The 26462-nt window shown below is 71.6% G+C and carries 22 protein-coding genes and 1 pseudogene; 14 read left to right on the top strand and 9 right to left on the bottom strand.

Annotated features, from left to right (window positions below):
• The 3 genes from RNB18_RS23215 to RNB18_RS23205 form a co-directional block, all read left to right on the top strand.
• On the top strand, positions 1 to 933 hold a 933-nt coding region (locus RNB18_RS23215), incomplete at its 5' end, for a protein phosphatase 2C domain-containing protein (protein ID WP_311716017.1).
• A gap of 54 nt (positions 934 to 987) precedes the next feature.
• Positions 988 to 2730, top strand: coding sequence for a pyruvate dehydrogenase (locus tag RNB18_RS23210; protein ID WP_311716016.1), 1743 nt, complete (start codon positions 988 to 990; stop codon positions 2728 to 2730).
• Positions 2731 to 2757: 27 nt separating this feature from the next.
• A complete protein-coding gene (locus tag RNB18_RS23205) occupies positions 2758 to 3126 on the top strand; it encodes a bleomycin resistance protein (protein ID WP_311716015.1) in 369 nt (122 codons plus the stop codon).
• On the opposite strand, the gene RNB18_RS23200 is transcribed toward RNB18_RS23205, so the two are convergent.
• The gene (locus RNB18_RS23200; RefSeq protein WP_311716014.1) at positions 3123 to 4883 is read right to left on the bottom strand and encodes a helix-turn-helix domain-containing protein; all 1761 of its coding nucleotides are present in this window, start codon (positions 4881 to 4883) and stop codon (positions 3123 to 3125) included. The genes RNB18_RS23205 and RNB18_RS23200 overlap by 4 nt on opposite strands.
• Positions 4884 to 5094: 211 nt before the next feature.
• On the opposite strand from RNB18_RS23200, the gene RNB18_RS23195 reads away from it, so the two are divergent.
• From RNB18_RS23195 to RNB18_RS23185, 3 genes are all read left to right on the top strand, one after another.
• The gene (locus RNB18_RS23195; protein WP_311716013.1) at positions 5095 to 5706 is read left to right on the top strand and encodes a hypothetical protein; all 612 of its coding nucleotides are present in this window, start codon (positions 5095 to 5097) and stop codon (positions 5704 to 5706) included.
• A gap of 116 nt (positions 5707 to 5822) precedes the next feature.
• Positions 5823 to 6287 (top strand): hypothetical protein, encoded by a 465-nt coding sequence (locus RNB18_RS23190; protein ID WP_311716012.1) that lies wholly within the window; start codon positions 5823 to 5825, stop codon positions 6285 to 6287.
• Positions 6288 to 7092: 805 nt separating this feature from the next.
• On the top strand, positions 7093 to 7515 hold the full coding sequence (locus tag RNB18_RS23185; RefSeq protein ID WP_311716011.1) for an ATP-binding protein: 423 nt from the start codon (positions 7093 to 7095) through the stop codon (positions 7513 to 7515).
• Between the two features lie 110 nt (positions 7516 to 7625).
• On the opposite strand, the gene RNB18_RS23180 is transcribed toward RNB18_RS23185, so the two are convergent.
• Positions 7626 to 8666: a DUF2637 domain-containing protein gene (locus RNB18_RS23180; RefSeq protein WP_311716010.1), complete on the bottom strand. Its 1041-nt coding sequence runs from the start codon at positions 8664 to 8666 to the stop codon at positions 7626 to 7628.
• Between the two features lie 315 nt (positions 8667 to 8981).
• A complete protein-coding gene (locus RNB18_RS23175) occupies positions 8982 to 9851 on the bottom strand; it encodes a (2Fe-2S)-binding protein (protein ID WP_311716009.1) in 870 nt (289 codons plus the stop codon).
• Between the two features lie 170 nt (positions 9852 to 10021).
• Here RNB18_RS23175 and RNB18_RS23170 point away from each other — a divergent pair, with 170 nt between their 5' ends.
• Positions 10022 to 10828 carry a GntR family transcriptional regulator gene (locus RNB18_RS23170; protein ID WP_311716007.1) on the top strand — a complete coding sequence of 269 codons (807 nt, stop codon included), beginning with the start codon at positions 10022 to 10024 and terminating at the stop codon, positions 10826 to 10828.
• A gap of 108 nt (positions 10829 to 10936) precedes the next feature.
• On the opposite strand, the gene RNB18_RS23165 is transcribed toward RNB18_RS23170, so the two are convergent.
• Together RNB18_RS23165 and RNB18_RS23160 are read right to left on the bottom strand one after the other, a co-directional pair.
• Positions 10937 to 11710, bottom strand: coding sequence for a hypothetical protein (locus RNB18_RS23165; RefSeq protein ID WP_311716006.1), 774 nt, complete (start codon positions 11708 to 11710; stop codon positions 10937 to 10939).
• A gap of 127 nt (positions 11711 to 11837) precedes the next feature.
• Positions 11838 to 13511 carry a PucR family transcriptional regulator gene (locus tag RNB18_RS23160; RefSeq protein WP_311716005.1) on the bottom strand — a complete coding sequence of 558 codons (1674 nt, stop codon included), beginning with the start codon at positions 13509 to 13511 and terminating at the stop codon, positions 11838 to 11840.
• Between the two features lie 344 nt (positions 13512 to 13855).
• Here RNB18_RS23160 and RNB18_RS23155 point away from each other — a divergent pair, with 344 nt between their 5' ends.
• The 5 genes from RNB18_RS23155 to RNB18_RS23135 all read left to right on the top strand — a co-directional run bounded on the left by RNB18_RS23155 (position 13856) and on the right by RNB18_RS23135 (position 20472).
• The gene (locus RNB18_RS23155) at positions 13856 to 14746 is read left to right on the top strand and encodes an FAD binding domain-containing protein (protein ID WP_311716004.1); all 891 of its coding nucleotides are present in this window, start codon (positions 13856 to 13858) and stop codon (positions 14744 to 14746) included.
• On the top strand, positions 14746 to 15282 hold the full coding sequence (locus tag RNB18_RS23150; protein ID WP_311716003.1) for a (2Fe-2S)-binding protein: 537 nt from the start codon (positions 14746 to 14748) through the stop codon (positions 15280 to 15282). The genes RNB18_RS23155 and RNB18_RS23150 overlap by 1 nt, the downstream gene beginning before the upstream one ends.
• A gap of 1 nt (position 15283) precedes the next feature.
• Positions 15284 to 17671: a xanthine dehydrogenase family protein molybdopterin-binding subunit gene (locus tag RNB18_RS23145; protein ID WP_311716002.1), complete on the top strand. Its 2388-nt coding sequence runs from the start codon at positions 15284 to 15286 to the stop codon at positions 17669 to 17671.
• Between the two features lie 142 nt (positions 17672 to 17813).
• A complete protein-coding gene (locus RNB18_RS23140; protein ID WP_311716001.1) occupies positions 17814 to 19271 on the top strand; it encodes an NCS2 family permease in 1458 nt (485 codons plus the stop codon).
• A gap of 46 nt (positions 19272 to 19317) precedes the next feature.
• Positions 19318 to 20472: an XdhC family protein gene (locus tag RNB18_RS23135; protein ID WP_311716000.1), complete on the top strand. Its 1155-nt coding sequence runs from the start codon at positions 19318 to 19320 to the stop codon at positions 20470 to 20472.
• On the opposite strand, the gene RNB18_RS23130 is transcribed toward RNB18_RS23135, so the two are convergent.
• The 3 genes and pseudogenes from RNB18_RS23130 to RNB18_RS23120 form a co-directional block, all read right to left on the bottom strand.
• Positions 20424 to 21737, bottom strand: coding sequence for a lanthionine synthetase LanC family protein (locus tag RNB18_RS23130; protein ID WP_311715999.1), 1314 nt, complete (start codon positions 21735 to 21737; stop codon positions 20424 to 20426). The two genes, RNB18_RS23135 and RNB18_RS23130, sit on opposite strands and share 49 nt — an antisense overlap.
• A 22-nt stretch (positions 21738 to 21759) precedes the next feature.
• On the bottom strand, positions 21760 to 22191 hold the full coding sequence (locus RNB18_RS23125; RefSeq protein WP_311715998.1) for an SRPBCC family protein: 432 nt from the start codon (positions 22189 to 22191) through the stop codon (positions 21760 to 21762).
• A gap of 160 nt (positions 22192 to 22351) precedes the next feature.
• Positions 22352 to 23931 (bottom strand): annotated as a pseudogene (locus RNB18_RS23120) (IS200/IS605 family accessory protein TnpB-related protein).
• A gap of 289 nt (positions 23932 to 24220) precedes the next feature.
• On the opposite strand from RNB18_RS23120, the gene RNB18_RS23115 reads away from it, so the two are divergent.
• On the top strand, positions 24221 to 25435 hold the full coding sequence (locus RNB18_RS23115) for a cytochrome P450 (RefSeq protein ID WP_311715997.1): 1215 nt from the start codon (positions 24221 to 24223) through the stop codon (positions 25433 to 25435).
• An 82-nt stretch (positions 25436 to 25517) separates the two neighbouring features.
• Positions 25518 to 26090, top strand: coding sequence for an HAD-IIIA family hydrolase (locus tag RNB18_RS23110; RefSeq protein ID WP_311715996.1), 573 nt, complete (start codon positions 25518 to 25520; stop codon positions 26088 to 26090).
• Positions 26091 to 26093: 3 nt separating this feature from the next.
• On the opposite strand, the gene RNB18_RS23105 is transcribed toward RNB18_RS23110, so the two are convergent.
• On the bottom strand, positions 26094 to 26402 hold the full coding sequence (locus RNB18_RS23105; protein WP_311715995.1) for a DUF3040 domain-containing protein: 309 nt from the start codon (positions 26400 to 26402) through the stop codon (positions 26094 to 26096).
• Positions 26403 to 26462 lie beyond the last annotated feature (60 nt).

Here is a 26462-nt window from a genome sequence, read left to right as displayed (position 1 = left end):
CCCACCTACGACGCCGAACCCACCGCCCTCCCACCCGCCGACCCCGACGAACTCGACGACCTCGTGGCGGACACCGTGCTGGACGGCGCCAGGTACGGGGCGTGCACGCTGCGAGCGGTGTCCGTGCGAGGGGACTCGGCCAGGTTCCGCGGCGAGCCCCGAAGGGACTCCCTGCTCACCGCCCGGTTCGGCACCGGCGAGCAGGCGCTGATCCTCGTCGCCATGGCCACCGGCGCCCGCGCCACCCCCGGTGCCCACCGCGCCGCCGCCGAGGCCTGTCACTGGATCGGGCGGGCCGTCGGGCGCAGTCACGCCCGGCTCGCGCAGGACATCAGCGCCGCCCGCCGCGGTGACCTCAAGTCCGGGCTGCACCGGCTCACCGACCGCAGCCTCGGAAAGCTGCGCGCCAGCGCCGTCGAGCAGGGCATCGACCCGGAGGAGTACGCCGCCACCCTGCGCTGTCTGCTCCTGCCCGCCGACCCCGACTGCCGGATCCGCGTCTTCTTCGGCGTCGGCGCGGGCGGCCTCTTCCGCCTCCGCGACGGCGAGTGGCACGACATCGAACCCCGCCTCACCGACGTCACCGGCGAACCGGTCGTCGGCTTCGGCTCCCTGCCGACCGAGACCCCCGAGGGCGACCGCCTCACCATGGACCTCGGCATCCCCACACCCCCGAGCCCCTACGAACCCGCCCCGGAGCCGCCCCGCGAACCCTTCCGCTTCCGCGCCTCCGTCGCCCGCCCGGGTGACACGCTCCTGATGTGCACCGGAGGTTTCGCCGACCCCCTGCGCGGCGAGCCCGAACTGTGCGAGTACCTCACGGGAAGGTGGTCAGGACCCCCGCCCGGCCTCGCCGCGTTCCTCGCCGACTCCCAAGTCCGGGTCAAGGGATACGCCGACGACCGTACAGCCGCCGCTGTTTGGGAGGCGTGATCGCGGCCATTGTGGATTGATGGACCCAAGGAGACCGAAGGGGTGCATGGATCCATGGCCAAGCAGAACGTCGCCGAACAGTTCGTGGACATCCTCGTCAAGGCCGGGGTGAAACGCCTCTACGGCGTCGTCGGCGACAGCCTCAACCCCGTCGTGGACGCCGTCCGCCGCAACTCCGCCATCGACTGGGTGCACGTACGGCACGAGGAGACCGCCGCCTTCGCCGCGGGCGCGGAGGCCCAGATCACCGGCACACTCGCCGCCTGCGCCGGTTCCTGCGGACCCGGCAACCTGCACCTCATCAACGGGCTCTACGACGCCCACCGCTCGATGGCCCCCGTGCTCGCCCTCGCCTCGCACATCCCCTCCAGCGAGATCGGCCTCGGCTACTTCCAGGAGACCCACCCCGACCGCCTCTTCCAGGAGTGCAGCCACTACAGCGAGATGATCTCCAACCCCCAGCAGATGCCGAGGCTGCTCCAGACCGCCATCCAGAACGCCGTCGGCCGCTCCGGCGTCAGCGTCGTCACCCTCCCCGGCGACATCGCCGACCAGCCCGCCCCCGACAAGGCCGCCGAGACCGCCCTCGTCACCTCCCGGCCCAGCGTCCGCCCCGGCGACGCCGAGATCGACAAGCTCGTCGAGATGATCGACAAGGCCGACAGGGTCACCCTGTTCTGCGGCAGCGGCACGGCGGGCGCGCACGCCGAGGTCATGGAGTTCGCGGAGAAGATCAAGTCACCGGTGGGGCACGCCCTCAGGGGCAAGGAGTGGATCCAGTACGACAACCCCTTCGACGTCGGCATGAGCGGTCTGCTCGGCTACGGCGCCGCCTACGAGGCCACCCACGAGTGCGACCTGCTGATCCTGCTCGGCACCGACTTCCCGTACAACGCCTTCCTCCCCGACGACGTCAAGATCGCCCAAGTCGACGTACGTCCCGAGCACTTGGGCCGCCGCTCCAAGCTCGACCTCGCCGTGTGGGGCGATGTGAAGGAGACCCTGCGCTGTCTGACGCCCCGGGTGAAGGCCAAGACGAACCGGCGTTTCCTCGACAAGATGCTCAAGAAGCACGCCGACGCACTCGAAGGGGTCGTGAAGGCGTACACCCGCAAGGTCGACAAGCACGTCCCGATCCATCCCGAGTACGTGGCCTCCGTACTCGACGAACTCGCCGACGACGACGCGGTGTTCACCGTCGACACCGGCATGTGCAATGTGTGGGCCGCCCGCTACATCTCGCCCAACGGCCGTCGCCGGGTGATCGGTTCCTTCTCGCACGGCTCGATGGCGAACGCGCTGCCGATGGCGATCGGGGCGCAGTTCACCGACCGCGGCCGGCAGGTCGTGTCGATGTCCGGCGACGGCGGGTTCTCCATGCTGATGGGCGACTTCCTGACCCTCGTCCAGTACGACCTCCCCGTGAAGGTCGTCCTCTTCAACAACTCCTCGCTGGGCATGGTCGAGTTGGAGATGCTGGTCGCCGGGCTGCCCTCCTACGGCACCACCAACAAGAACCCCGACTTCGCGGCCGTGGCCCGCGCCTGCGGTGCCCATGGCGTGCGCGTGGAGAAGCCCAAGGACCTCGCCGGGGCCCTGAAGTCGGCGTTCAAGCACAAGGGTCCCGCCCTCGTCGACATCGTCACCGACCCCAACGCCCTCTCCATCCCGCCGAAGATCAGCACCGAGATGGTCACCGGCTTCGCCCTGTCCGCCTCGAAGATCGTCCTCGACGGAGGAGTCGGCCGCATGCTCCAGATGGCCCGCTCCAACCTCCGTAACGTGCCCCGGCCCTGAAAGCCCCGTGGATGCAAGACTGGTCGCATGCCAGAGATCGCCTTCACCGAAGTCGCGCCCGTCGTCCCGGTCCGCAACCTCGCCGCGGCCCTGGATCGATACCGTCGGCTGGGTTTCGCCGCGCGTGCCTACGACGGACCCGAGCGTTACGGCTACGTCGAGCGGGGCTCGGTCTCGATGCACCTCAGCGAGTGGTCCGAGCACGACCCACTGCGCACCGGAGCCGTTGTCTACCTGTACGTGAGCGACGCCGACGCCGTCCATGCCGAGTGGGTGGCTTCCGGCGTCGAGGGCCGCTTCGTCGAGCCGGCCGACACGCCTTACGGGCTACGGGAGTTCGCCTACGTGGACCCCGACGGCACGGCTCACCGTGTGGGGTCCGCGGTCGGCTCCTAGCTGTCGTAGTCCACCCAGGCCCGCCCACCTGCGGTGTTCGTGCCGTACCAGTAGCGGGGCAGGCCCTTGATGGCGGTCGTGCGGAACGGGCGGCCGTTGTCGTCGATGCGGACCGTGCCGGTGCGGCCCTGGGAGGACCAGTCCAGTTCCAGGTACCAACCGCAGTCGCAGCCCTCGGTCTCCGCCGTGACCAGCAGCACCTCCGGGTCCTCGGAGGAGACGCGGTAGGGCATCCTGACGGCCGGGATGACGTTCTCGCCGTCGTTGCCGGACTGCGAGTGGGCGATCGGCCGGTCCTTGTCCAGGTCGACGGAGAAGTAGCGCGGGGTGAGCGCGCCGCCGCAACCCTGGTCCATGGCGTACGAGTTGCCCTTGGCCGGGGTGCCGCGCGAGACGACCCGGACCCGGAGGTCCTCCAGGACGACGGCCGTGGAGTTCCGGCCCTGCACCGAGATCTGCACCATGGTCTGCCGACCGTGGATCGCGCCCAGCGTGCCCGCCCAGTTCGCGGCGTCCTGGGCCGTCGGGGGCGGCGGGACCTGGGCGGGCGGCTTGTCGATGACGTAGTCGTGGCCGCAGCCCGCGTTCCAGATGTGGGAGTTGACGGTCCAGGTGAGCGGGGTGCCGGTGGCGGTTCCCTGCTGCCCGGACTTGCCGGTGCCCTTCGTGGCGGCGCCGCCGTCCGTCGCCGACGCGGAGGGACTGTGCCGGGTGCCCTTGGGCGACGGGGAGCCGGAGGTGGCGGAGGGGCTCGGCGACTTGGACGGGGAGTGGCCGGGCGAACCCGACGCCGTCGCGGTCGTAGGGGACGACGGGTCCGGGGCCTGGGCGACCTCGTCCGACGCGGAAAGCCCCGAGGGCAGCGCCGACAGGCTGCCCAGCGTGGCGAGCAGCGCCACCGCGGCGGCCGCGGTCATGACGACGCGCCGACGGCGGTACCAGGGGCGAGGCGCAGCAACACCGCGCCCCCCGACCAAGGCGTCCCCCTCACCCTCGTCGCTCGCGCCCACGTCACCGCCCGCCGCGTCGCCGGCTGTCGCCGCGCTCACCGCGCGGACGCTCGGCGCGCTGCCGGCGCTCGCGCTCACGTCGCCGCCCACACCGCCGCTCGCCGCGTCGCTGGCTGTCGCCGCGCTTCCCTCGTCTGCCGCGTCACCGACCGCCGCCCCGCCGCCCGCGCTGCTGACCTCCGCGTCACCGCCCACCGCCCCGCCGCCCGCGCTGCTGACCTCCGCGTCACCGCCCACCGCCCCGCCGCCCGCCGCCGCGGTCGCCGCGTTCACCTCGCCGGCTGTTGCTGACGCACCGCCATCTGCTGCCGGGGCCACAGCGGCCGTCGCCGTCGCGCCGTCAGTTCCCCCCGCCCCGCTTCCCCCGCCGACTGCTGCTTCCGTTGCCGTAGCGGCGACCGTCCCCGTCGCCGCGTCCACCGAGGCACCCGCGGGCGCCGCATCCTCCTGCCCTGCCGCCCCCGCCGCCTCCCCGGCCCGTGGCCGCTGTCGTGCCGCCACCGCCGAGAGCCACAGCCGGTGCAGATCCATCCGCTCCTCGGCCGACGCCCCGCACAGCGCCGCGAACCGCTCCGCCGGTGCGAAGTCGACCGGTACCGCGTCGCCCGCGCAGTACCGGTGCAGGGTCGAGGTGTTCATGTTCAGCCGCCGGGCCAGCGAACCGTAGCTGCGGTCCGTGCGCTCCTTCAGCCGCCGCAGCAGGGCCGCGAACTCCTGGACATCGTCCTGTGGTTCCGGTGCCGACAACGATTCCCCCCTGATCCCGTATCCCAGGCACTCCCTATACCTGCACGTCAGACGGCCTGGGATGGTTCCATGCCGACGGATCCCGTGTCCCGTGTTGCATCCGCCCCGTGTGACCGCTGATGCTCTTGGTGTCGCACCGACCGGGCCGGACCGACCATCCGCCGTCGTGGTGGCATCCCACACCCATGCACGTATCTCACGGGGGACACCCATGCCCAAGCGCACCCGAGCAGGCGCGCTCACCGTACTCTCTCTCACCGGCCTCGTGCTCGGCGTCACACTCGCCGTGCAGGCCGGGGCCGCGCCGGCCGCGCCCAGGTTCCTCTCGGCCACCGACCTCCCGCCGCACCCCTCGTCCGCCTGGACGGCGGGCAAGGTGACCGACGGCGTCCCGGACGAACTGCTGCTCTGCCTCGAGGACGCGCTGCCGGGCTACGACTCCCGCTACCGCGACTTCCGCACCGAACTGGAGACCAGCGCCCGCCAGCTGACGATCGAGGTCGGCACCAAGGCCAAGGCCGCGGCCCTCGCCTCCCGCATGAACAGGGAGATCCGCACCTGCGCGGACCGCCTCGAACAGAGCGACCCGGAGCTCGAGGCGACGTACAAGGACTACGGCAAGGTCGCGGTCGAGGAGGGCGCCCGAGTACACGGCCTGCACACCGAGTACGCGTACGGCGCCACCGACATCCGCCTGCTGTCCGTCGGCCGGGACGACCGGACCGTCACCGTCGTGGAGTGGTCCCAGATGGGCGACTTCACCAGTGCCCCGGTGAAGGCCTTCAAGAAGACGACCGCCACCGCGGTGAACAAGCTCCACTGAGAAGCGGGGCCGCCCTCCCGCACGGGGGTCGGGCGGGCGGCCCCGCCAGGATCGCCTCACCATCGGCAAGACCCGGAAAGACCCGGAAAGACCCAGAAAGAAAACGGGGAACACAGATGAACACGACCAAGGCGACCCGCCGCACCACCCTGGCCGTCGGCCTCGCCCTGGCCCTCGGCCTCGGCATCACCGCCCAGGCCTCCGCCGGAGCACCGCGCAGCGTCAGCGGGAAGCCGTCCGACAACATCACCCGCATCGCCGACTTCTACGGCGCCTACATCGACGCGGTCACCGACGAGGGCGGCGGTGACCTCCAGGACGCGCTCCGCGCGCACTACCTCACCCCGGCCTTCCAGAAGCAACTGAACGCCTGGGAGGACAAGGAGCACGCCGACGGCGTCCTGCGCGCCCAGAACGTGCCCCTCGCCTGGAAGGTCACCGACAACGGCACCGCCGACCACACGGAGGCCGTCGTCACCCTCACCTGGAGTGCCGGCCAGACCAGCACCCTCGTCGTCGACATGACCCGCGGCAGCCACAAGATCTTCCACATCGGCACCAAGGGCGTCGCAGGCAAGTAGCGGCGGATTCCGGCCAGTTTCCCGGCTGCCACACCTCTTCGCCGGGTACGGCGAGGTCGGCAGCGCGGCGTCGGCAGATCGGCCCATGCCCGGTGGTCCAGGTGTCCCGGAGCCATGTGGCTCAGCAGCCCTGCGGCACTGCGGGGTCGGCTGCCCTCTCCGGGAACGGATGCACCGGCTCACCTCCGCTCGCCGGGCCCGATCGTCGGGTGCCGGTGGCGGGGGTGCACGCCGTTTTTGGGGGCGCGCGGGTCGTCGTACGGCAGGCTCCTCGCCTCGGGGCCCGGGCCGGAACGTGTGGAATCCGGGGCCGGTCCCGCCCGGATGCCCAGGTCCGCCCGCTCTTCGCGTCCCTCGGAACCACCCCGCCGACCAGGTGATTTACCGCGCCTTCCCGGTGTGACGGGCTCACGCGGCGCCCGTGGCATCCGGCACGCCGACACCGGTTCGCAGGGCACATGCCGCAGGGAGGGGGCCGGCGGCACACACGCCGCGTGCCGGGCGGGCCGTACGGACCGCCGCGGGGCGCCGCCCCACCGGAGCGGCGCCGCCGTGCGCTGCGGTCCGCGGGGCGTGGCCCGGGATTCGTCCGCTCTGCCGACATGGCCGTGGTCGCCACCGCAAACGTGGCCGAACACCTGGTCGTTGACGATTCGACATGACTGCCGCATGAACTACGGGGCATGGATCCCCGTGAACGTGTTCGAGCAGGAGGGAAACCGACATCGGCACGCGGGCGGGGGTCATGAAGAGGCAGGCACGAGGAGGCGGTCCCACGACAGTAGGGGCCTTCTCGGCAAAGACCGTGGAGGAGAAGGCCGACAGCGCCCTGGAGCAGGCGCAGTCGCCTCAGCTCCGGCGCAGACTGGAGCAGGCGGACCTGGGGGCCGTACCTGAGACACGCAGGGCCTTGCGCGAGCTGTTACGACATTGGGGGAGGCCCGGACGATCCGAGATAGCCGAACTGCTCACCAGTGAACTCGTCACCAACGCACTCGTGCACACCGACGACGACGCGGTCGTCACGGCCACGGTGGGACCCCGGGCGCTGAGGGTCGAGGTGCGGGACTTCGTCGCCCGCAGACCCCGGATGCGCGTACCGAACGCCGACGACGGTACACACGGCAGGGGTCTGGTCCTGGTGCAGTCCCTCGCGGACGCCTGGGGTGTACGGACACATGGCGTGGGCAAGGCCGTCTGGTTCGAACTCGACGCCGGAACGGCGTGAACCACGGGAAGGGGGCGTGACCGCGTCGGTCACGCCCCCTTCCCGTGGTGCTCCGGCCTCTCGGCCGCGCCCTTCAGGCCTTGGCTCCGGCCCTGGGCTCGGCTTTCGCCTCAGCCGAACTGCTGCTCAAGATCCTTGAGTTTGCGCTCCAGCGAGTCGAGACGCGGCAGGGCCATTGTGTCGTCCTCCGCGGTGAGGTCGACGGAGTGCGACTCGGACGCGCCGCGGACGGGCTGGAGAGAGGGACGCTGGCGTACGGGCAGCGGCTCCGGGTTGGATATGGCAGGCTCCGCGGAGGCTCGCTCCAGAGCCGGGGCCGCCGCCTGGGACTCCAACTCGCGCCCGCCGCCCCGGCCGGCGAAGCCGCGGTGTCCCCGGCTGATCGCCTTGAGCTGGGCGCGCTCCACACGCTGCTCGCCGCGCCGACGCAGTCGGGCCGCTTCCTTCTCGCGCTTGTCCTCGCGGACCTCGTCGACCGCCTCGTCGAGGCTGCGCACGTTCTCCAGCAGCATCAGCGACCAGGCCTTGTACGTCTCACGCGGCGCCCTCACCCAGCGGACGATGCGGATCTGGGGCAGCGGACGCGGCACCAGACCCTGCTCGCGCAGAGCGGCCTTGCGGGTCTGCTTCAGCGCGCGGTCGAAGAGGACGGCGGCCGAGAGGGACATGCCGGAGAAGAACTGCGGTGCGCCGTCGTGGCCGAACCCCCTGGGCGCGTGCACCCAGTTGAACCAGGCCGCCGCGCCGGCGAACGTCCACACGAGTATCCGGGAGCCGAGTGCCGCGTCACCGTGGCTGGCCTCGCGCACCGCGAGCACGGAACAGAACATCGCCGCGCCGTCCAGGCCGAACGGGACGAGGTACTCCCAGCCGCCGGACAGGTTCAGGTTCTGCTGGCCGAAGCCCACCAGACCGTGGAAGGAGAGGGCGGCGGCGACCGCCGCACAGCAGAACAGAAGGACATAGGAGGCGGTGCCATATATGGCCTCCTTGCGCCTGCGGCGCTCCTCGCTCCGCTCCCACGAGTCGTCTTTCGCGTGCTCCCCGCCGGACCGCTTGCTCCGCGCGAGCACCGCCACCGCCGCCAGCATGCCCAGGAGCAGTACGGCGCCCGGAAGCAACCAGTTCAGCGATATGTCGGTCAGTCTCATCTGGGGTCCCTTGCATTGGGATAGGGCGTAACGCCCGCCATAGTGGCCCAATCCCAACGGCCCTCAGGCGTTTTCGGGGCAAGAGGCCGCCAAGGAAGTGCAAGGGGTTGCCCAGGGCGGCGTTCTGCTCGAACTGCCGCTTGAGGGGCGGGAGTTGAGTTCGAATAAGACTACCCGTACGGGTGGTTCCCCGGAAAGTTCCTGCGCCAAGTGAGGAAATTGTGAATTGGCTGTAACCGAACGGGCGTCCCAGTCGGCGTTGATCTTACGGGACGCGGCAGGGGGGTCTGCGGCGGGGTCCCCTCTGACGGGACCTCAACTGGCGGCGACCGCCGTGAGCTTGGCGATCCGGTCCGTGTCGCAGGTGCGCGGGCAGGTCGCGCAGGTGTCGTCCGGGTCCAGTGTGTAGTACATGCAGCAGCTGATCCGGTCCCGGGTGGCCAGGGGCCTGCCGTCGGGATCGGTGAGCACGCGGAAGGCCGGGGAACCGACGTACGGCTTCGTCGTCCCGGGCAGGAGGAGCTCCAGGGCGTGTTCTGCCCGGCGCTTCTCGTGCTCGCCGAGCAGTTCGGCGACGTACCAGATCCCCTCGACGATCTCGTCGGTCACCATGCCCCACAGAGCCCTGCCGCGGCGGCGCATGCGCGGGCCGAATGCGGCGAGGAGCGGCTCCATGTGCTCGGCGATCGCGTCCCTCAGTTCCGCGCGCAGGGACTCCTCGTCGGGGACCGTGTACGCGCCGGGGAGTGCGGCGGCCGGGTCGTCCGGGAGGCAGGCGAACGGGCCGGGGTGGACCGCGAGGGCCATCGGGCCCCGGGTGCGGTCGTAGGAGACCTGAGTCACCGGGTAGCGGGGGACCCTGCGGTGCAGGAACCACGGTGCCGTGAAGAGGAGGCAGGCCGGCCAGGCGTAGCGGTGCAGACCGAAGCCGGCGATCACGTCCGGGCGGCCCTTCCTGGCGTTGTCCCTGAGGACCTGCTCGTCGTCCCAGGCGAGGAAGGTGTCCAGGGCGGTGCCGTTCCCCGCGAGGGCCGCGGCGGTGACCCAGCCGTCACCGGCCGGGAGCGGGGTGTCCTCGGGCAGCTCCGTGACCGTCAGCGCCGGGAGAGCCCCGGTCACGCGCGCGTAGGCGGCTGTGACGGCCGAGTGAACGGCGGGGCGGGGGGCGGGCGGCGGTAGGGGCATGCGGGGAGCACCGATTCGCAGTCGTCCAGAGCGGTCGTCTAAAGGTAAGCCTTACCTTACCCAAGATCTTCGGGATTTGAACTGGAGCGTTCTGCGCCTAAGGTGCTTGACGGGTGAGTAACAAGCCCTCGTTAATGACCCCAAGTACCGACACGTCCGGAGGAGGACCCGTGAAGCAGGGTGCGCAGGGCTCCGCCGGGACGGGTGGTGCGGAGCGGGACGCGGACCTGGCCGTGGGCGCGGTTCGGGTGCCGGCGCAGATGCGGGCCTCCGATGCGGCGCGGGCCAGGGCCGAGGCGAATTCCGGGGTCCGGGGTGAGCACACGCACAGTGAGGTGCCGATTCCGCGGCCTGTCGTCCAGCGGGCCTCCGTGCGGGGGCAGATCCTCGACGCCTTGCGTACGGCGTTGGTCACGGGGGAGCTGCGGCCCGGTGAGGTGTACTCGGCGCCCGCGCTGGGGGAGCGCTTCGGGGTGTCCGCCACTCCGGTGCGGGAGGCCATGCAGCAGCTCGCGTTGGAGGGGGCCGTCGAGGTTGTTCCCAACCGTGGGTTCCGGGTCGTCGAGCGGGGGGCACGTGAGCTGGCCGAGTTGGCCGAGGTGCGGGCACTGATCGAGGTGCCGGTGGTGTTGCGGCTGGCGCGGAGTGTGTCGGTGGAGCGGTGGGCGGAGCTGCGGCCGGTGGCGGAGGCGAGCGTGCGGGCGGCGTCGTCGGGATGCCGGGCGACGTACGCGGAGGCCGATCGGGCGTTCCACCGCGCGGTGCTGTTGCTGTCGGGGAACGAGCAACTGGTGCAGACCGCGGAGGACTTGCACCGGCGGTCTCAGTGGCCGCTGGTGGGTGGTTCCGCGGCGCGTGGCCGGGCGGACCTGATCGCGGACGCTGCGGAGCACACGGCGCTGTTGGACGCGTTGATCGCGCGGGATCTGGATGTGGTGCGGGGTCTGGTGGGCGGGCATTTCGCCGGGGCTTCCTGAGGCGTACGGAGGCCTGCGGGGGGTGAGGTGACGAACGGTCCATCTCGGCGTCGGTGACCGCAACTCCCCCAACCCCACCCCGGCACCCCCACGGGCGCCCCGCTCACCTCACGCCGTAGCCGCCGGCGGAGCCAACTGCCGGGCCAGCCACGTAGGTACGCCCCCCAGCAACCGGTACAACCGCCTCGCCTCCTCGCGGAGCCGGGACGCCTCCGGCTCCACCTCCGCGTCCGCGAGGGAAGCGAGGGCCGGAGCCGTTCCCACCAGGTAGCCCAACTCCTCCCGGATCCGGAGTGATTCGGCGAAGCCGTGCCGCGCCTCGGCCAACTCGCCGTCCCGCAGGGCGAGTCCGGCGAGGTGGCGCCAAGTGAAGGACAGGAGCAGCGGGTCGGAGTGGGCCGTGGCGCCCGCGTGGGCGCGGCGGTAGGCCGCCCGGGCCGCCTGGGGAGCGTGGGCCAGGTTCTCCGCCAGCAGGCCCCGGCGGAAGTCCAGCAGTGCCCTCGCCGCCACCCCCGGAGGGATCAGCGCCGCCGCACGACCCAGCGCCGCCCTCGCCTCGTCCGCGCGGTCACGGACCCCGTGGAGCGTCGAGGCGTACGCAAGTTGCCCTCGTTCACAAGCGGCCGCCCCGCGTTCGTCGTCGCTGTGGGCCAGCGCCTCGGCGGTGCGCAGTGCGTCCTCCGCCTCCGGCCAGCCCTGCTCCGTGTACAGGCAGCGTTCCACCAGAAGTGCCGCTCTCTGCAGCGCCGCCTGCGCGGTGACCGGCTGGAGCAGGGCGGCCGCGTCGGCCCAGCAGGCCCGCGAGCGCAGCCGCCATACCGCGGTCTGGAGTGGATCGTCACCGGCGGTCGTTCCGTTACCAGACATGGCGGTATACGCCACGTTGCCCTCCCCGAGCGCGCCGTCGAGCTATGAGTGGTGGCGGCATCTCAGCACGAAACGACGGGCCCGGCCAAGGGGGTGGGTGAAGGAATTCACAAAGTCGTGGGAGTCCGGGGCCTCACAGGTTTCAGCTCATCCGCAGTGCCAGGAAGAAATCCAGCTTGTCCTCGAGGCGTGAGAGGTCCCGGCTCGTCAACTGCTCGATCCGCCCGACGCGGTAGCGCAGCGTGTTGACGTGCAGGTGGAGACGGGTCGCGCAGCGGGTCCAGGAGCCGTCGCAGTCCAGGAAGGCCTCCAGGGTGGGGATCAGCTCGGCCCGGTGGCGGCGGTCGTAGTCGCGGAGCGGGTCGAGGAGGCGGGCCGTGAAGGCCCGGCGGACGTCGTCCGGCACGAAGGGCAGCAGCAGGACGTGCGAGGCCAGCTCCTGGTGGCCTGCCGCGCAGACCCTGCCGGCGCGGGCCGCCGCCACCCTGCGGGCGTGGCGGGCCTCCTCCAGGGCGCCTCTGAGGCCCTCCGCCGAGTGGACCGACGCGCTGACGCCCAGGGTGACCCTGCCGTCGTCGTCCAAGCCGGCCGAGAGGGGGTCCCGTACGGATTCAAGGAGGACGTCCGCCAGGATGCCGGCCTCGGAGCCGTCGTGCTCGGTGGAGACCGCCGGGAGGGGCACCAGGGCGATCGCCTCGTCGCCCGTGTGGGCCACCGCTATGCGGTCGGAGGGTTCGGGGCCCGTGGCCGACGGGTCCACCAGGATCTCCTCCAGGAGCGACTGGGCCACGGGACCGCCCTCCAGGTCGCCGTCCTGCCACTCGACCCTGGCCACCACCACCTGCCAGTGAGGGGCAGTTCCCAGGCCGGGGAGGAGGACCGGGGCGGCCACCCTGAGGCGGGCGGCGATCTCGGCCGGTGCCGCTCCCGTCTGGACCAGTTCCAGGACTTCCTGGGCCAGGCGGCGGCGGACCGTGCGGGCCGCGTCCCTGCGATCCCGCTCGACCGCGATCAGCTGGGTGACGCCCCGGAGGAGGTCCAGGCGTTCCTCCGGCCAGTCGCCGGCGTCGGCCTCCACCGCCAGCAGCCAGTCCGACAGGACCGTCTCGCGTACGTCCCTGGAGGCCTGGGGAGAGCGGCCGGAGCTGCGGACCGGGAAGAGGGAGTACGTCGACGAGCCGAGCGTGACACGGTGGGGCCCTCGGCGCCCGGTGCGCGCCGCCGCCAGGTGTTCCGCCGCGAGCTTCGCGCAGGTGTCCGCCGGGAGACCGGGACCCGCCACCTTGGCGCCCGCGATCAGACGGCCGGTGGGGGACAGGACCCAGGCGCGCAGGTCCAGGTCGGAGCCCAGGAGGTCGAGGACCACGTCCGGGCCGCCGCCCGCCGGGCCCGAGGTCATCATGCGGCGGTGGCGGTCCACCACGGCCGCCAGGTCGCCGGCCCGCTCCCCCGAGACCTGCCGTACGACATGCTCGGTGATCGTCGCGAAGGCCACCGACTCGTGCACCGCGAACAGCGGGAGGCGGTGGCGTACGCAGGCGACGACCAGGTCCTCCGGGACATTGCCCAGTTCCGCCTCACCGGCCGCCAGCCCGGCCACCCCGGCCTGCACGAGGAGTCGTACGAAAGGCTCCGAGTCGGTGGCGTCCCGGCGCCAGGCGAGACCCGTCAGGACCAGTTCCCCGCCCGAGAGGTAGCGGCTCGGGTCGCGCAGGTCCGTGGTCATCACCCCGCGCACGGTGCGATCCAGTTCGTCCTCGCCGCCGAGCAGCCGCAGGCCCAGCGCGTCGGTGTCCAGCAGTGCGCGCAGCCGCATTCTCGTCGCCGCCGTTCTTTGTCTCGAAATCTACGATGGAGGAAGGGTCCGGTGAGGTGCGGAGCGGCCCTGCCGCCCTCGGGGCTGTGTCCCAGGTCACGTGGGCTGTGTCGAACGTTTCCGCAGGAAAACATGGAGGTAACCGAGGGCCTCCGTTCATACGAATCTACAAGATGGCGGCCCCGACCAGCCAACTCCTTCATGGTTTCCGTGACTGACCCTGTCGGAGTACGCCGCTGTGTACTGGCTCCACTCCACGTGAACAGCACATGAACGAGCCGGGCCCCGCCGCACACGATCTGGCTCGATCCGTACGACCCCCAAGACGAAGAAGAGAGCCGGTCATGGACTTCCTTCGCCCCGCCAGCTGGGAGGAGGCGCTCGCCGCCAAGGCCGAGCACCCCACCGCTGTGCCCATCGCGGGCGGCACCGACGTGATGGTCGAGATCAACTTCGACCATCGGCGGCCCGAGTACCTGCTCGACCTGAACCGCGTCGGCGACCTCACCGAGTGGGAGGTCGGCGAGGACACCGTGCGGCTCGGCGCCTCCGTGCCGTACACCCGGATCATGGAGGACCTGCGCGGCGAGCTCCCGGGCCTGGCCCTCGCCTCGCACACCGTGGCCTCTCCGCAGATCCGCAACCGCGGCGGCGTCGGCGGCAACCTCGGCACCGCCTCACCGGCCGGTGACGCCCACCCCGCCCTCCTCGCGGCCGGCGCCGAGGTCGAGGTCGAGTCGGTGCGCGGATCGCGGCTCATCCCGATCGACGAGTTCTACACCGGCGTGAAGCGCAACGCGCTGGCGGCCGACGAGCTCATCCGCGCCGTGCACATCAAGAAGGCCGACGGGCCCCAGCAGTTCTCCAAGGTCGGCACACGCAACGCCATGGTCATCGCCGTGTGCGCCTTCGGGCTCGCCCTGCACCCCGGGACGCGGACCGTGCGGACGGGGATCGGTTCGGCCGCTCCCACACCCGTTCGGGCCAAGACCGCCGAGGAGTTTCTGAACGCCGCTCTGGAAGAGGGCGGGTTCTGGGACAACGGCAAGATCATCACTCCTTCGGTCGCCAAGCAGTTCGCGGACCTCTGCGCCGCCGCCTGCAACCCGATCGACGACGTCCGGGGCACGGCGAGCTACCGCCGCCACGCGGTCGGCATCATGGCCCGCCGCACGCTGACCTGGACCTGGGAGTCGTACCGCGGCACCGCCGCCACCACGGAGGGAGCTGCGTAATGCGCGTCAACTTCACTGTCAACGGACGTCCGCAGGAAGCCGACGACGTGTGGGAGGGCGAGTCCCTGCTGTACGTGCTGCGGGAGCGGCTCGGGCTGCCCGGTTCGAAGAACGCCTGCGAGCAGGGAGAGTGCGGGTCCTGCACGGTCCGGCTGGACGGGGTTCCGGTGTGCTCGTGCCTCGTCGCCGCCGGGCAGGTCGAGGGGCGCGAGGTCGTGACCGTCGAGGGGCTCGCGGACTACGCGAAGCAGCGTTCGTGCGGTCACCAGGTGCCGGAGGGGCACGACTCCCACACCGGCGAGGGCACCGAACTCTCGCCCGTCCAGCAGGCGTTCATCGACGCCGGCGCCGTCCAGTGCGGCTTCTGCACGCCGGGACTGCTGGTCGCCGCCGACGAGATGCTGGAGCGCAACCCCAACCCGAGCGACGCGGACATCCGCGAGGCGCTGTCGGGCAACCTGTGCCGCTGCACCGGCTACGAGAAGATCATGGACGCGGTACGCCTCGCGGCCGCCCGGCAGGGAGAGGCGGTCTGACGTGTCCACTCCTAACGGCACTCCCACCAAGATCACCCAGGGTTCGAAGACCAAGGGCGGCATCGGCGAGTCCACGCTCCGCCCCGACGGCACCCCCAAGGTCACCGGCGAGTTCGCGTACTCGTCCGACATGTGGCATGAGGACATGCTCTGGGGGCAGATCCTCCGCTCGCCGGTCGCGCACGCCGAGATCGTGTCCATCGACACGAGCGAGGCCATCGCCATGCCGGGCGTGTACGCCGTCATGACGTACGACGACCTGCCGACCGAGGTGAAGAACTACGGCCTGGAGATCCAGGACACCCCGGTCCTCGCCCACGGCAAGGTCCGGCACCACGGCGAGCCGGTCGCGATCGTCGCCGCCGACCACCCGGAGACGGCCCGCCGCGCCGCCGCCAAGATCAAGGTCGAGTACCGCGAGCTGCCCGTCATCACCGATGAGGCCTCCGCGACCGCCCCCGACGCGATCCTCGTCCACGAGGGCCGCGACGACCACCACGTAGGGCACGTCCCGCACCCGAACATCGTGCACCGGCAGCCGATCATCCGCGGTGACGTCGAGGAGGCCTCGAAGAAGGCCGACTTCGTCGTCAGGGGCGAGTACACCTTCGGCATGCAGGACCAGGCCTTCCTCGGCCCCGAGTCGGGTCTCGCCGTGCCGGACGAGGACGGTGGCGTCCACCTCTACATCGCCACCCAGTGGCTGCACTCCGACCTGCGGCAGATCGCGCCCGTCCTCGGCCTGCCCGAGCGCAAGGTGCGCATGACGCTGTCCGGCGTCGGCGGGGCCTTCGGCGGCCGCGAGGACCTGTCGATGCAGATCCACTCCTGCCTGCTCGCGCTGCGCACCGGCAAGCCGGTCAAGATCGTCTACAACCGGTTCGAGTCCTTCTTCGGGCACGTTCACCGGCACCCGGCCAAGCTCTACTACGAGCACGGCGCCACACGTGAGGGCAGGCTGACGCACGTCAAGTGCCGGATCGTCCTCGACGGCGGCGCGTACGCCTCCGCCTCACCGGCGGTCGTCGGCAACGCCGCCTCGCTCGGCATCGGGCCGTACGTCGTCGACGACGTCGAGATCGAGGCCCTCGCGCTCTACACCAACAACCCGCCCTGCGGCGCGATGCGCGGCTTCGGCGCGGTCCAGGCGTGCTTCGCCTACGAGGCGCAGATGGACAAGCTCGCCGACGCGGTGGGCATGGACCGGGTGGAGTTCCGGCAGCTGAACGCCATGGAACAGGGCACGATCATGCCGACCGGTCAGCCCGTCGACTCCCCGGCGCCCGTCGCCGAACTCCTGCGCCGCGTCAAGGCGATGCCGCTTCCTCCGGAGCAGCAGTGGCTCGCGGCCGGTGAGGAGGCCGACGTACGGCAGCTGCCGGGCGGTCTGTCCAACACCACCCACGGTGAAGGCGTCGTGCGGGGTGTCGGCTACGCGGTCGGCATCAAGAACGTCGGCTTCTCCGAGGGCTTCGACGACTACTCGACCGCGCGTGTGCGCATGGAGGTCGTCGGCGGCGAGCCCGTCGCCACCGTGCACACGGCCATGGCGGAGGTCGGGCAGGGCGGGGTCACCGTCCACGCGCAGATCGCCCGCACCGAGCTGGGGGTCGCACAGGTGACCATCCGTCCCGCGGACACGCAGGTGGGCTCGGCGGGTTCGACCTCGGCCTCCCGCCAGACGTACGTCACCGGCGGCGCCGTCAAGAACTCCTGCGAGCTCGTCCGGGAGAAGGTGCTGGAGCTCGGGCGCCGCAAGTTCGGCTCGTACCACCCGGCCTGGGCCACCGCCGAGCTGCTCCTGGAGGGCGGCAAGGTCGTCACCGACGGCGGTGAGGTCCTCGCGGACCTGGTCGACGTGCTCGAAGGCGAGAGCGTCGAGGTCGAGGCGGAGTGGCGGCACCGGCCGACCGAGCCCTTCGACCTGCGGACCGGGCAGGGCTTCGGACACGTCCAGTACTCCTTCGCCGCCCACCGGGCGGTCGTCGAGGTCGACACCGAGCTCGGACTGGTCAAGGTGATCGAGCTGGCCTGTGCGCAGGACGTCGGCAAGGCGCTGAACCCGCTGTCCGTCATCGGCCAGATCCAGGGCGGTACGACCCAGGGCCTGGGCGTGGCGGTGATGGAGGAGATCATCGTCGACCCGAAGACGGCGAAGGTCAGGAACCCCTCCTTCACGGACTACCTGATCCCCACGATCCTCGACACGCCGACCATCCCCGTCGACGTGCTCGAACTCGCCGACGACCACGCGCCGTACGGGCTGCGCGGCGTCGGCGAGGCACCCACCCTGTCCTCGACCCCGGCCGTGCTCGCGGCGATCCGCAACGCGACCGGGCTGGAGCTCAACAGGACACCGGTACGGCCGGAGCACCTGACCGGCACGTGATGAACCGGTGATTCCCCGGGGGCCTGGTCCCCCGGGCCCCAACTGTCCGTCCTGGGCCGTCCCCCGGGTCGTGCACATCCCAAATCCCGTGCCCGAAAAGGCGGTTGCGCGGGTGTCCCTGTGAACCTTGGGAGACGGCACCATGACCCAGCAGTCCCTGGAACCCAGGACCACGGCCGACGACGCGGGAGAAGGCACCCGCGTCCCGGCCGGCAGGTCCTGGCTCGACCGGTACTTCCACATATCCCGGCGAGGATCCACGGTCGCGCGCGAACTGCGCGGCGGCGTCACCACCTTCATGGCGATGGCGTACATCCTCCTGCTCAACCCCCTGATCCTGTCCGGCAAGGACGCGGCGGGGGACACGCTCGGCCAGAAGGCACTCATCACCGCGACCGCGTTCGCGGCGGCCTTCACCACGCTGCTGATGGGCTTCTTCGGCAAGGTGCCGCTGGCGCTCGCCGCCGGCCTGTCCGTCTCCGGCGTGCTGTCCTCGCAGGTCGTGCCCGTGATGACCTGGCCGCAGGCCATGGGCATGTGCGTGATGTACGGCGTGGTCATCATGCTGCTGGTCGTCACCGGCCTGCGCGAGATGATCATGAACGCGATCCCGCTGGCCCTCAAGCACGCGATCACCATGGGCATCGGCCTGTTCGTCGCGCTGATCGGCTTCTACAAGGCCGGTTTCGTCCACCAGGGCAAGGCCACCCCGGTGACCCTCGGTCCCACGGGTGAACTCGCGGGCTGGCCCGTCCTGTTGTTCGCAGTCACCCTCCTCGCGATCTTCATGCTCCAGGCGCGAGGCGTCCCCGGCGCGATCCTGATCGGCATCGTCGGCGGGACCGTGCTCGCCGTGTTCCTCAACGCCGCCGGGGCAGTCGACCCCGAGCAGTGGGCGAGCGGCGCCCCCGAACTGCACGGCAGCGCGGTCTCCATGCCCGACTTCTCGATCTTCGGGAAGGTCGAGTTCGGCGGCTGGGGCGAGGTCGGCGCGATGACGGTCGGCATGATCGTGTTCACGCTGGTGCTCGCCGGGTTCTTCGACGCGATGGCCACCATCATCGGCGTCGGCACCGAGGCCGAGCTCGCCGACGAGCAGGGCCGGATGCCGGGCCTGTCCAAGGCGCTGTTCATCGACGGCGCGGGCGGTGCGATCGGCGGAGTGGCGGGTGCCTCCGGCCAGACCGTCTTCGTGGAGTCGGCGACGGGAGTGGGTGAGGGCGCCCGTACCGGCCTCTCGTCCGTGGTCACCGGCCTGTTCTTCGCGGCCTGTCTGTTCTTCACCCCGCTCACGGCGATCGTGCCGGGCGAGGTCGCGGCCGCCGCCCTGGTGGTGATCGGCGCGATGATGATGATGAACGCCCGCCATGTCGACTGGGCCGACCGCGCCACCGCCATCCCGGTCTTCCTGACCGTCGTCATCATGCCGTTCACCTACTCGATCACGGCGGGCGTCGCCGCCGGCGTCATCTCGTATGTCGCGATCAAGGTCGCGCAGAGCAAGGCGCGGGAGATCGGCGCCTTCATGTGGGGACTGACGGCGATCTTCCTGGTGTACTACGCCCTCAACCCGATCGAGAGCTGGATGGGCGTGCACTAACCGCTCGAACGCACCCGTACGCAACCGCTGTGAAGGAGACCGAGACATGCTGGACATCGCCGACGAGCTGCACCGGTGGGTCGAGCAGGGACGTGACTTCGCCGTGGCCACCGTGGTGGCCGTCGGCGGCAGCGCGCCCCGCCGGCCCGGCGCCGCCCTCGCGGTGGACGCCGACGGCACGGTGATCGGCTCGGTCTCCGGCGGCTGTGTGGAGGGCGCGGTCTACGCACTGTGCCAACAGTCGCTGGAGGACGGGGAGTCAGTCCTTGAACGCTTCGGCTACAGCGACGAGGACGCCTTCGCCGTCGGCCTGACCTGCGGCGGCGTCATCGACATCCTCGTCACCCCGGTCCGGGTGGGCGACCCCGTCCATGCCGTGGTCGCGGCCGCGGTGGAAGCCGCGGCGCGGGGCGGGGCGGCGGCGCTCGCGCGGATCGTCTCCGGACCGCGGGAACTCGTCGGCCGCGCGCTCGTCGTACGCCCCGAGGACCTCTCGGGGTACGGCGGTTTCGGCGCCCATCCCGAGCTGGACCGCACGATCGCCGCCGAGGCCGGCGCCTTCCTGGAGGCGGGCCGGACCGGCACCCTGGAGATCGGCGAACAGGGCTCGCGCTGCGGCGCCCCGCTCACCGTGCTCGTCGAGTCCTCCGTGCCGCCGCCCCGGATGATCGTCTTCGGCGCGATCGACTTCGCGTCGGCGCTGGTGCGGATCGGCACGTTCCTCGGCTACCGGGTCACCGTGTGCGACGCGCGCCCCGTCTTCGCGACCGAGGCGCGCTTCCCGGAGGCCGACGAGATAGTCGTCGAGTGGCCGCACCGGTATCTGGAGCGTACGGAGGTCGACGCCCGGACGGTCCTGTGCGTGCTGACCCACGACGCGAAGTTCGATGTCCCCCTGCTCCAGCTGGCGTTGCGCCTCCCGGTCGCCTACGTGGGCGCCATGGGCTCCCGCCGCACCCACCTCGACCGCAACGAGCGCCTGCGCGAAGTGGGCGTGACGGAGCTGGAGTTGGCGCGGCTGCGGTCACCCATCGGCCTGGACCTCGGCGCGCGGACGCCCGAGGAGACGGCCCTGTCGATCGCGGCGGAGATCGTCGCGAGCCGGCGGGGCGGCAGCGGGGTCTCCCTCACCGGCGCACACACGCCGATCCATCACGACGTGACCTCGGAACCGGTCCGCCGGATCGGGTCGGTGGCCTGAGCGGACACCTGGGGCTGGTCCGGCCACGTGAACGCGTACCCCGGATCGCCGCCCCGGCTCAGCCGGACGAAGCGCAGCAGTTCACGCACGATGCCCGCACCGCCCTGTGCCCAGCCGGTGCCCGGTTCCAGGTCGCTCGGGGTGGCCCGGTGCTCGACGTTGGACCAGCGGGCACCGTCGGTGTCCCGGACCGCGCGGGCGGCGAGGTCGGCGACGAGGACCCGCGCGAAGTCGTACGCCTCCTGTCCTCCTGCCCCTTCGGCGATCCGGTCGCCGGCGAGGGCGAGGACGCCCGCCGTGCCGCAGCAACGGCCGTTGTTGTCCCAGAACCCCGGCCGCAGCCGCTGTGGGATTCCGGAGTGGACGACCGTGTGCCAGCAGCGGTCGGCGAGCGCGGCCCAGGCCGGGTCGCCCTGGGTGTCCCTCAGCAGCCGGAACAGGTGGGCGTCACCGGCCGGGCCGTGGCACCAGCCGTAGCTGACCGGCTCGATCAGGTCCGGACGGAACTGCGGGGTGGAGTGCGGGACCAGGAAGCCGTCCGGGCCGCCCTCGTCGCGGGCCACGACATCCGCGACGCCCGCCAGCCCCAGGTCGACCAGGTCGGCGCGGCCCGTCGCGTGGCCGATCCGGACGAGGGCGTAGGCGATGCCCAGCGTGCCGTGGGACATGTGGTGCAAGCGGGCTTCCGTGCCCGGGCGGTGCGGCCAGGTGACGCCCCACGGGGTCTTCTCGGCGGCCCGCAGATAGGGCTCCACCGCGAGGACGGCGAACTCGGGATCGCCGACCGCCAGAGCGGCCAGGCCGTTGCCGCCGTTGCCGCCCATCAGCTCGAACAGCTCCCCCCAGCGCTCCCCGTCGAAGTGCGAGCGCACGAGAGTCATCGCGTGATCGGCCGCCGTACCGCAGGCGGCGTCGCCGAGCTCGTCGTGCAGGGTGTGCAGGACGAGGGCCATGCCGGACCGGCCGAAGTACAGGGAGTCGTCGTCGTGGCCGTCGACGGCGGCGGCCAGACCGCGGCCCGCGCGGAGTGCGAGGTCGGCGTAGGAGTCGTCGCCCAGGTGCCGCCATGCCTCCAGAAGCACGGAGACGATCCCCGCCGTGCCGCTGTACAGGGTCGGGTCGGTCCTCTCCTGCGAGGGTGCGGTCGGCCAGGCGAGTCCGCCGTCCGCCGTCTCCCGCGCGGCGGCCACCAGCCACCGCAGCCCGTCCACCGCGAGCTTTTCGACCTCGTCCACCTGCACCGTCGTACCGTCAACTGCCGTCATGACGCCCACTGTTGCATGTCCTTCAGGCGCCTCGCAGCAGCCGGTTCAGCGCGCGTCCGAAGACAGACCTGGCCGCCACGCCGAGCAAGGGTTCGGGGAGCAAGGGAACCCGCAGCTGCTCGCGCCAGATCACGCGGGCCCGGCCGCCCGGACCCGGGTGCACCTCCAGTTCGGCCCAGCCCCGCACCACCCGGCCGCGTTTCTCCAGGCGGCACAGGCCGGAGACGCCCTCCGCGGGTGGGCGCCAGACCGTGACCTCCATGGGGTCGGCGAAGGCGAGCGGGCCGATCCCCGAACGGGCGACGACGAGCGTGCCCTCGGTCGTCGGGCCCGGCGGCACGATCGTGACGCGCGTCAGGGGGACGACCTCGCCGTGGCGGGGCCACTCCGTGAGGCGGCGCCAGGCCTCGTCCGGGGAGAGCGGGGCCGTGCGTTCGAGGAGGAAGGTGACCACGAGCTGATCTTAGGGAATCGGTCCTGCTCAGCGGGGATTTCATAGGGGTCTCACATACTTGGTTCAGCGGGGTGAGGGCACGCTGGCGTACCGCGGGCGAACACGCCCCTGGACGGGGTCCCGGGCCCCACCCCTGCCGACGCGTGCATGTACACCGTTCCTACAGACTGAGCGGGAGTGAGTCCTGTTGCCAGGACCCGTGCTCGGTCGGGTGCTCCGAACGGTGTTGGGCACCCTGGTCGCCCGCTTTCGCTCCACTACCGGGCGGCGCGCATCCGGTGCGCGGTCCGGGAATGTGGGGGCGGGTTTCCTCACGCCGACGAACCTCCGGTCGGGCCTGGGCGGTCCGATGCCCCGCACCATCACTCTGGTGGGGCGGGGGCGGTGTCGTCCGATGCCGGATCGGATGTCCGAGGGCGCGTCGCCCGACCGCGATGCTCGCCGCATCGTGCCGGGAAATCTTGCGGGTTGTCGTGGTGAGAGGCTGCTGCCAGTGCTGGGCGCCCCAGCGGCTGGTGTAGGCGGGGTTGACCGCGACGACGGCGATGTCCTGCTCGGTGGCCATCGACACCAGGTTGCGGCCGTGCTTCTCGCGGCTGGTGCCGTCGGTGAAGTCGAGGTCCTCGATGGCGATCGCGGACGCCCCGCAACGCCGGTGTAATGGAGCAGCCTGGTCAGGGCGTGCCGGATCTGCGCGTCCCGGTGCTGGGCGGTGCCGGTGAGGTCATAGAAGAAGCGCTGCGGCTCGCCGACCGGGTTGCCGTGCCCGTCCAACTGCCATGCGGCGAGGTGGTCGTCGTTCATGTCCACTCCCACCACCCCCCGCGCAAGCGCAGCCTCCAACGGCAGGGTGGGGGCGGCGGCACGCTGCCAGGAGGCGGTGACATACCAGCGGCCGCGTACCGGGTCGTGGTGGATGCGGTAGGCCACCGCCCGGTTGACGGCGATCCGGTCCAGCCACTCCTGCCCCCGATGCTGAAACCGTGCGGCCGCGTCCAGCACATACCGGCCGTGCGGGGCGTTCGCCAGGTGGGCCAGCGGAGCGGGCAGCTTGAGGGAGAGCTGTCCGGTGTCGGTGACGCGGATCGTCTCGTTGCCGAAGCGTTTGCCGGACTCCCCGTCGGCGGCCAGGAACATGCGCTGCGCCTGCCAGCGCTCCCGCCACGCCTGCTCGTCCAGCCCGGCCGCCTGAAGGTGGTGGCGGGCGTGGGCGAGGCGTTTACCGCCGCGCACCACACGCACCCGGCCCGCCGCCCAGTCCGCCTCCACCCCCGCGAGCCGGGCCTTCAGCGTCTGCAGGCGGCGGGACTTGGCATGCCACTCGCCCCGCGTGGCATAGCCGCGCGCCAGGCCCGCCCGCTTGTCGGCCTTGGCACCCAAGGGCCGGGCCAGCCGCGCCTCGATGGACGCGATCTGCCCACGCAGCCAGCCCAGATAGGCGGCCTGCCCGCGCCTGGCCAGCGCCCACTGATCGTGCGTGGCCTTGGTGATACTGCCCGCCCACCGAGCCGACGACCTCCCCGTCAGCTCCCGCCTGCGCACCGCCCACCCCGCGGCATCATGTGCCAGTCCTTGCCGGGAGCGCTCCGCGAGATCACTGGCCGCCAGTGAACCCAAGTAGACGCCGACCTCGGTGAGGACCGCCGCGTCCGCATCCGACACCCGCAGCCGGTCCCGGATCGCCACTCCGGCCGGGCCGGGCACCACGAACGACGCCGCCAACTCCCGCAGCCCGCCCACTCGTACACCCCCGCCCTGCCGAAGATCCCCGTCCACGGCAGTCAACGAGCAGCATCCGCAAAGGTCACCCATTCGACCCACGAACTTGCGTTCCCTCCCGAAACCGCGGGCAGCACGACCCCGCCGACAGAGCCTCTTGGCGTGCAGATGAACCACCGCATCCAGTACAGGCGCTCACCCGCGATCACCAGCAGTCACTTCTGCCAAGTCCAGCGGCAGCAGTTCCCACCCCCGAATCCGTACGGCACCATGAGCGCGACCGCACCACCGGCCGCAGGGGGGACGTCTCGTGGACAGCGAACGGCACGGCAGGCTCGACGCGTTGCAGAGCGATCCGTACCCGCACTACGAGCGGGCCCGGGACACGGAAGGGCTGGCGCGCATCGACGAGTTCGACGCCTGGCTCGTCGCCCGGGACGCGGACGTACGTGAAGTGCTGCGCCGCCCCGAGGACTTCTCGTCGGCGAACGCCCTCGTGCCCGACGTACTGCCGTCGCCGGCCGCGTTCGCCGTCCTCGGCGGCGGATTCGGCGGCCGCCCGGTCGTCGTCACCGCGGACGGCGACCTGCACCAGCGGCTGCGCGCGCCGATCGTGCGCGGGCTCTCGCCGTCGCGGGTCGCCGCGGTCCTTCCCTACGCCGCCGAGCGCGTCGCCGCCCTCGTCGACGGGTTCGTGAAGGACGGCCGGGTCGAGCTGATGTCGGCGTACGCGCGGAAGCTGCCCGGCGACGTCATCGGGCGGATCGTCGGCCTCGACCCCGTCGACGTCCCGGCCGTGGTCCACGGCGGCCACCGCGCCGAGGAACTGCTGTTCCGGCCGCTGGCGGAGAGCGAGCAGGTTGCCGCCGCCGAGGACGTGGTGGCGATGCAGCTCATCCTCGACCGTTGCGTACGCGAGCGGCACGCCGAGCCGCGCGAGGACCTGTGCGGCGAACTCGTCGTGTCCCTCACCGGGCCGGGCGAACTGACCCTCGATCACCGGCACGAACTCGTCGCCCACCTCCAGAACCTGCTGATCGCCGGGCATCTGACCACGACCGCGCTCATCGGCACGACCGTCCTGCACCTGCTGCGCCACCGGGACCAGTGGGAGCTGCTGTGCGCCGAACCCGAGCGCATACCGGCGGCCGTCGAGGAGGCCGCCCGCTACGACAGCGCGCTGCAGGGCTTCCGCCGGGTCACCACCCGTCCCGTCACCCTGGCGGGCACCGAACTGCCCGCCGGAGCAACGGTGTTCGTGGCGTTCGGCGGCGGTAACCGGGACGGCGCCCGGCACCCGCGCCCCGACACGTTCGACATCACCCGCCCGCCCGTCCGCCACCTCGCCTTCGGACACGGCGTGCACAGCTGCCCCGGCTCACAACTGGCCCGCGAACAGCTGACCCTCACGCTCCAGGAGCTCACCAGCCGGCTTCCGGGGCTCCGGCTCGCGGACGGGCAGCCGGTCGACATGCGGCCGACGATGATCCACCGCTCGCCCCAGCGCCTCCACCTGACCTGGTAGATCGCGCCCCGCCGCATGGACCGGCCCCGCTCGGTTACTCGCGGAGAGGAAGAAGTGCACCCGAGAGCCGGGAGGTGGCCGCATGACGCGCGTGCGTACGGTGCTGTTCGACCGTGACAGCATCCTCGCCGAAGACCCGTCCGGCCCCGACGGGGTGCGGCCGGCGCCCGGTGCCCGTGAGGCGCTCGGCATGCTGCGCCTGCACGGCGTCCGCACCGGGTTCGTCGCCCTGCGACCGGATGGCGGGCACGGGCGACTCAGCGACGCCGACGTACGGGCAGTCAACCACCGTGTCGACGACCTCCTCGGCCCCTTCGACATCTGGGGCGTGTGCCCGCACGGGCCCGACGACGGCTGTCACTGCCGTCCGCCCGAACCGGGCCTGATCCTCTGGGCGGCGGGCCGGGTGTGCACCGCACCGGCCGACTGCGCGGTCGTCGGCACGGCCGCGGACGCCGAGGCCGCGGCCCGGGTGGGCGCCCACGGGATCCTCGTACCGGACGAGCGGACCCGGCCGGAGGAGACGGCACGGGCCGGTCATGTGGCGCCGGACGTCCTGACCGCCGTACGCGCGCTGCTCACCGGGCCGCCGCAGGGGCGGGTCCTGGTCGACGAGCGGCCGATCGAGTCGGCCTTCGAGCCGGGGGAGGGCTGACGGTCAGCGTTCCGTCCACCGGCACACCAGCCGGAACACCGCGAACAGGGTCAGTGGCCAGACGGCCGCGAAGGTCCAGATCACCGCGGGCCGCGAGGTGACGATCCCGGTGACCAGCAGCGCGATCGACACCGCGAGCAGCAGGCCCACGGTCAGGACGTGCGGCCGGTAGTGCGTCACCCGGGACAGGTCGGGCCGTCGGCGCAGCCGACCGGTGCGCAGTCGGCGGTCCAGTCGGCGGTCGCGGCGCAGGGCGCGTTCCACCTCGTCCAGAATGCGCTGTTCGTGATCGGGGAGTCGCCCTGTCGTCACTGTCGCTCCTCGCGGATCCGGAGAGTCCTTCTTCGGGTGCCCGCAGAAGGACCCGTGAAC

Source organism: Streptomyces doebereineriae (genome assembly GCF_031845645.1).
GTDB lineage: Bacteria > Actinomycetota > Actinomycetes > Streptomycetales > Streptomycetaceae > Streptomyces > Streptomyces canus.
Note: the sequence above shows the minus strand (reverse complement) of the source record. Positions and strands in the feature narration are given on the sequence as shown.

What these genes read in the sequence shown, in the direction of transcription:
- RNB18_RS23210 (WP_311716016.1), top strand. Translation starts at nt 988, where the DNA reads ATGGCCAAGCAGAACGTCGCCGAACAGTTCGTGGACATCCTCGTCAAG.
- RNB18_RS23205 (WP_311716015.1), top strand. Translation starts at nt 2,758, where the DNA reads ATGCCAGAGATCGCCTTCACCGAAGTCGCGCCCGTCGTCCCGGTCCGC.
- RNB18_RS23195 (WP_311716013.1), top strand. Translation starts at nt 5,095, where the DNA reads ATGCCCAAGCGCACCCGAGCAGGCGCGCTCACCGTACTCTCTCTCACC.
- RNB18_RS23190 (WP_311716012.1), top strand. Translation starts at nt 5,823, where the DNA reads ATGAACACGACCAAGGCGACCCGCCGCACCACCCTGGCCGTCGGCCTC.
- RNB18_RS23180 (WP_311716010.1), bottom strand. Translation starts at nt 8,666, where the DNA reads ATGAGACTGACCGACATATCGCTGAACTGGTTGCTTCCGGGCGCCGTA.
- RNB18_RS23175 (WP_311716009.1), bottom strand. Translation starts at nt 9,851, where the DNA reads ATGCCCCTACCGCCGCCCGCCCCCCGCCCCGCCGTTCACTCGGCCGTC.
- RNB18_RS23160 (WP_311716005.1), bottom strand. Translation starts at nt 13,511, where the DNA reads ATGCGGCTGCGCGCACTGCTGGACACCGACGCGCTGGGCCTGCGGCTG.
- RNB18_RS23155 (WP_311716004.1), top strand. Translation starts at nt 13,856, where the DNA reads ATGGACTTCCTTCGCCCCGCCAGCTGGGAGGAGGCGCTCGCCGCCAAG.
- RNB18_RS23150 (WP_311716003.1), top strand. Translation starts at nt 14,746, where the DNA reads ATGCGCGTCAACTTCACTGTCAACGGACGTCCGCAGGAAGCCGACGAC.
- RNB18_RS23140 (WP_311716001.1), top strand. Translation starts at nt 17,814, where the DNA reads ATGACCCAGCAGTCCCTGGAACCCAGGACCACGGCCGACGACGCGGGA.
- RNB18_RS23135 (WP_311716000.1), top strand. Translation starts at nt 19,318, where the DNA reads ATGCTGGACATCGCCGACGAGCTGCACCGGTGGGTCGAGCAGGGACGT.
- RNB18_RS23130 (WP_311715999.1), bottom strand. Translation starts at nt 21,737, where the DNA reads ATGACGGCAGTTGACGGTACGACGGTGCAGGTGGACGAGGTCGAAAAG.
- RNB18_RS23110 (WP_311715996.1), top strand. Translation starts at nt 25,518, where the DNA reads ATGACGCGCGTGCGTACGGTGCTGTTCGACCGTGACAGCATCCTCGCC.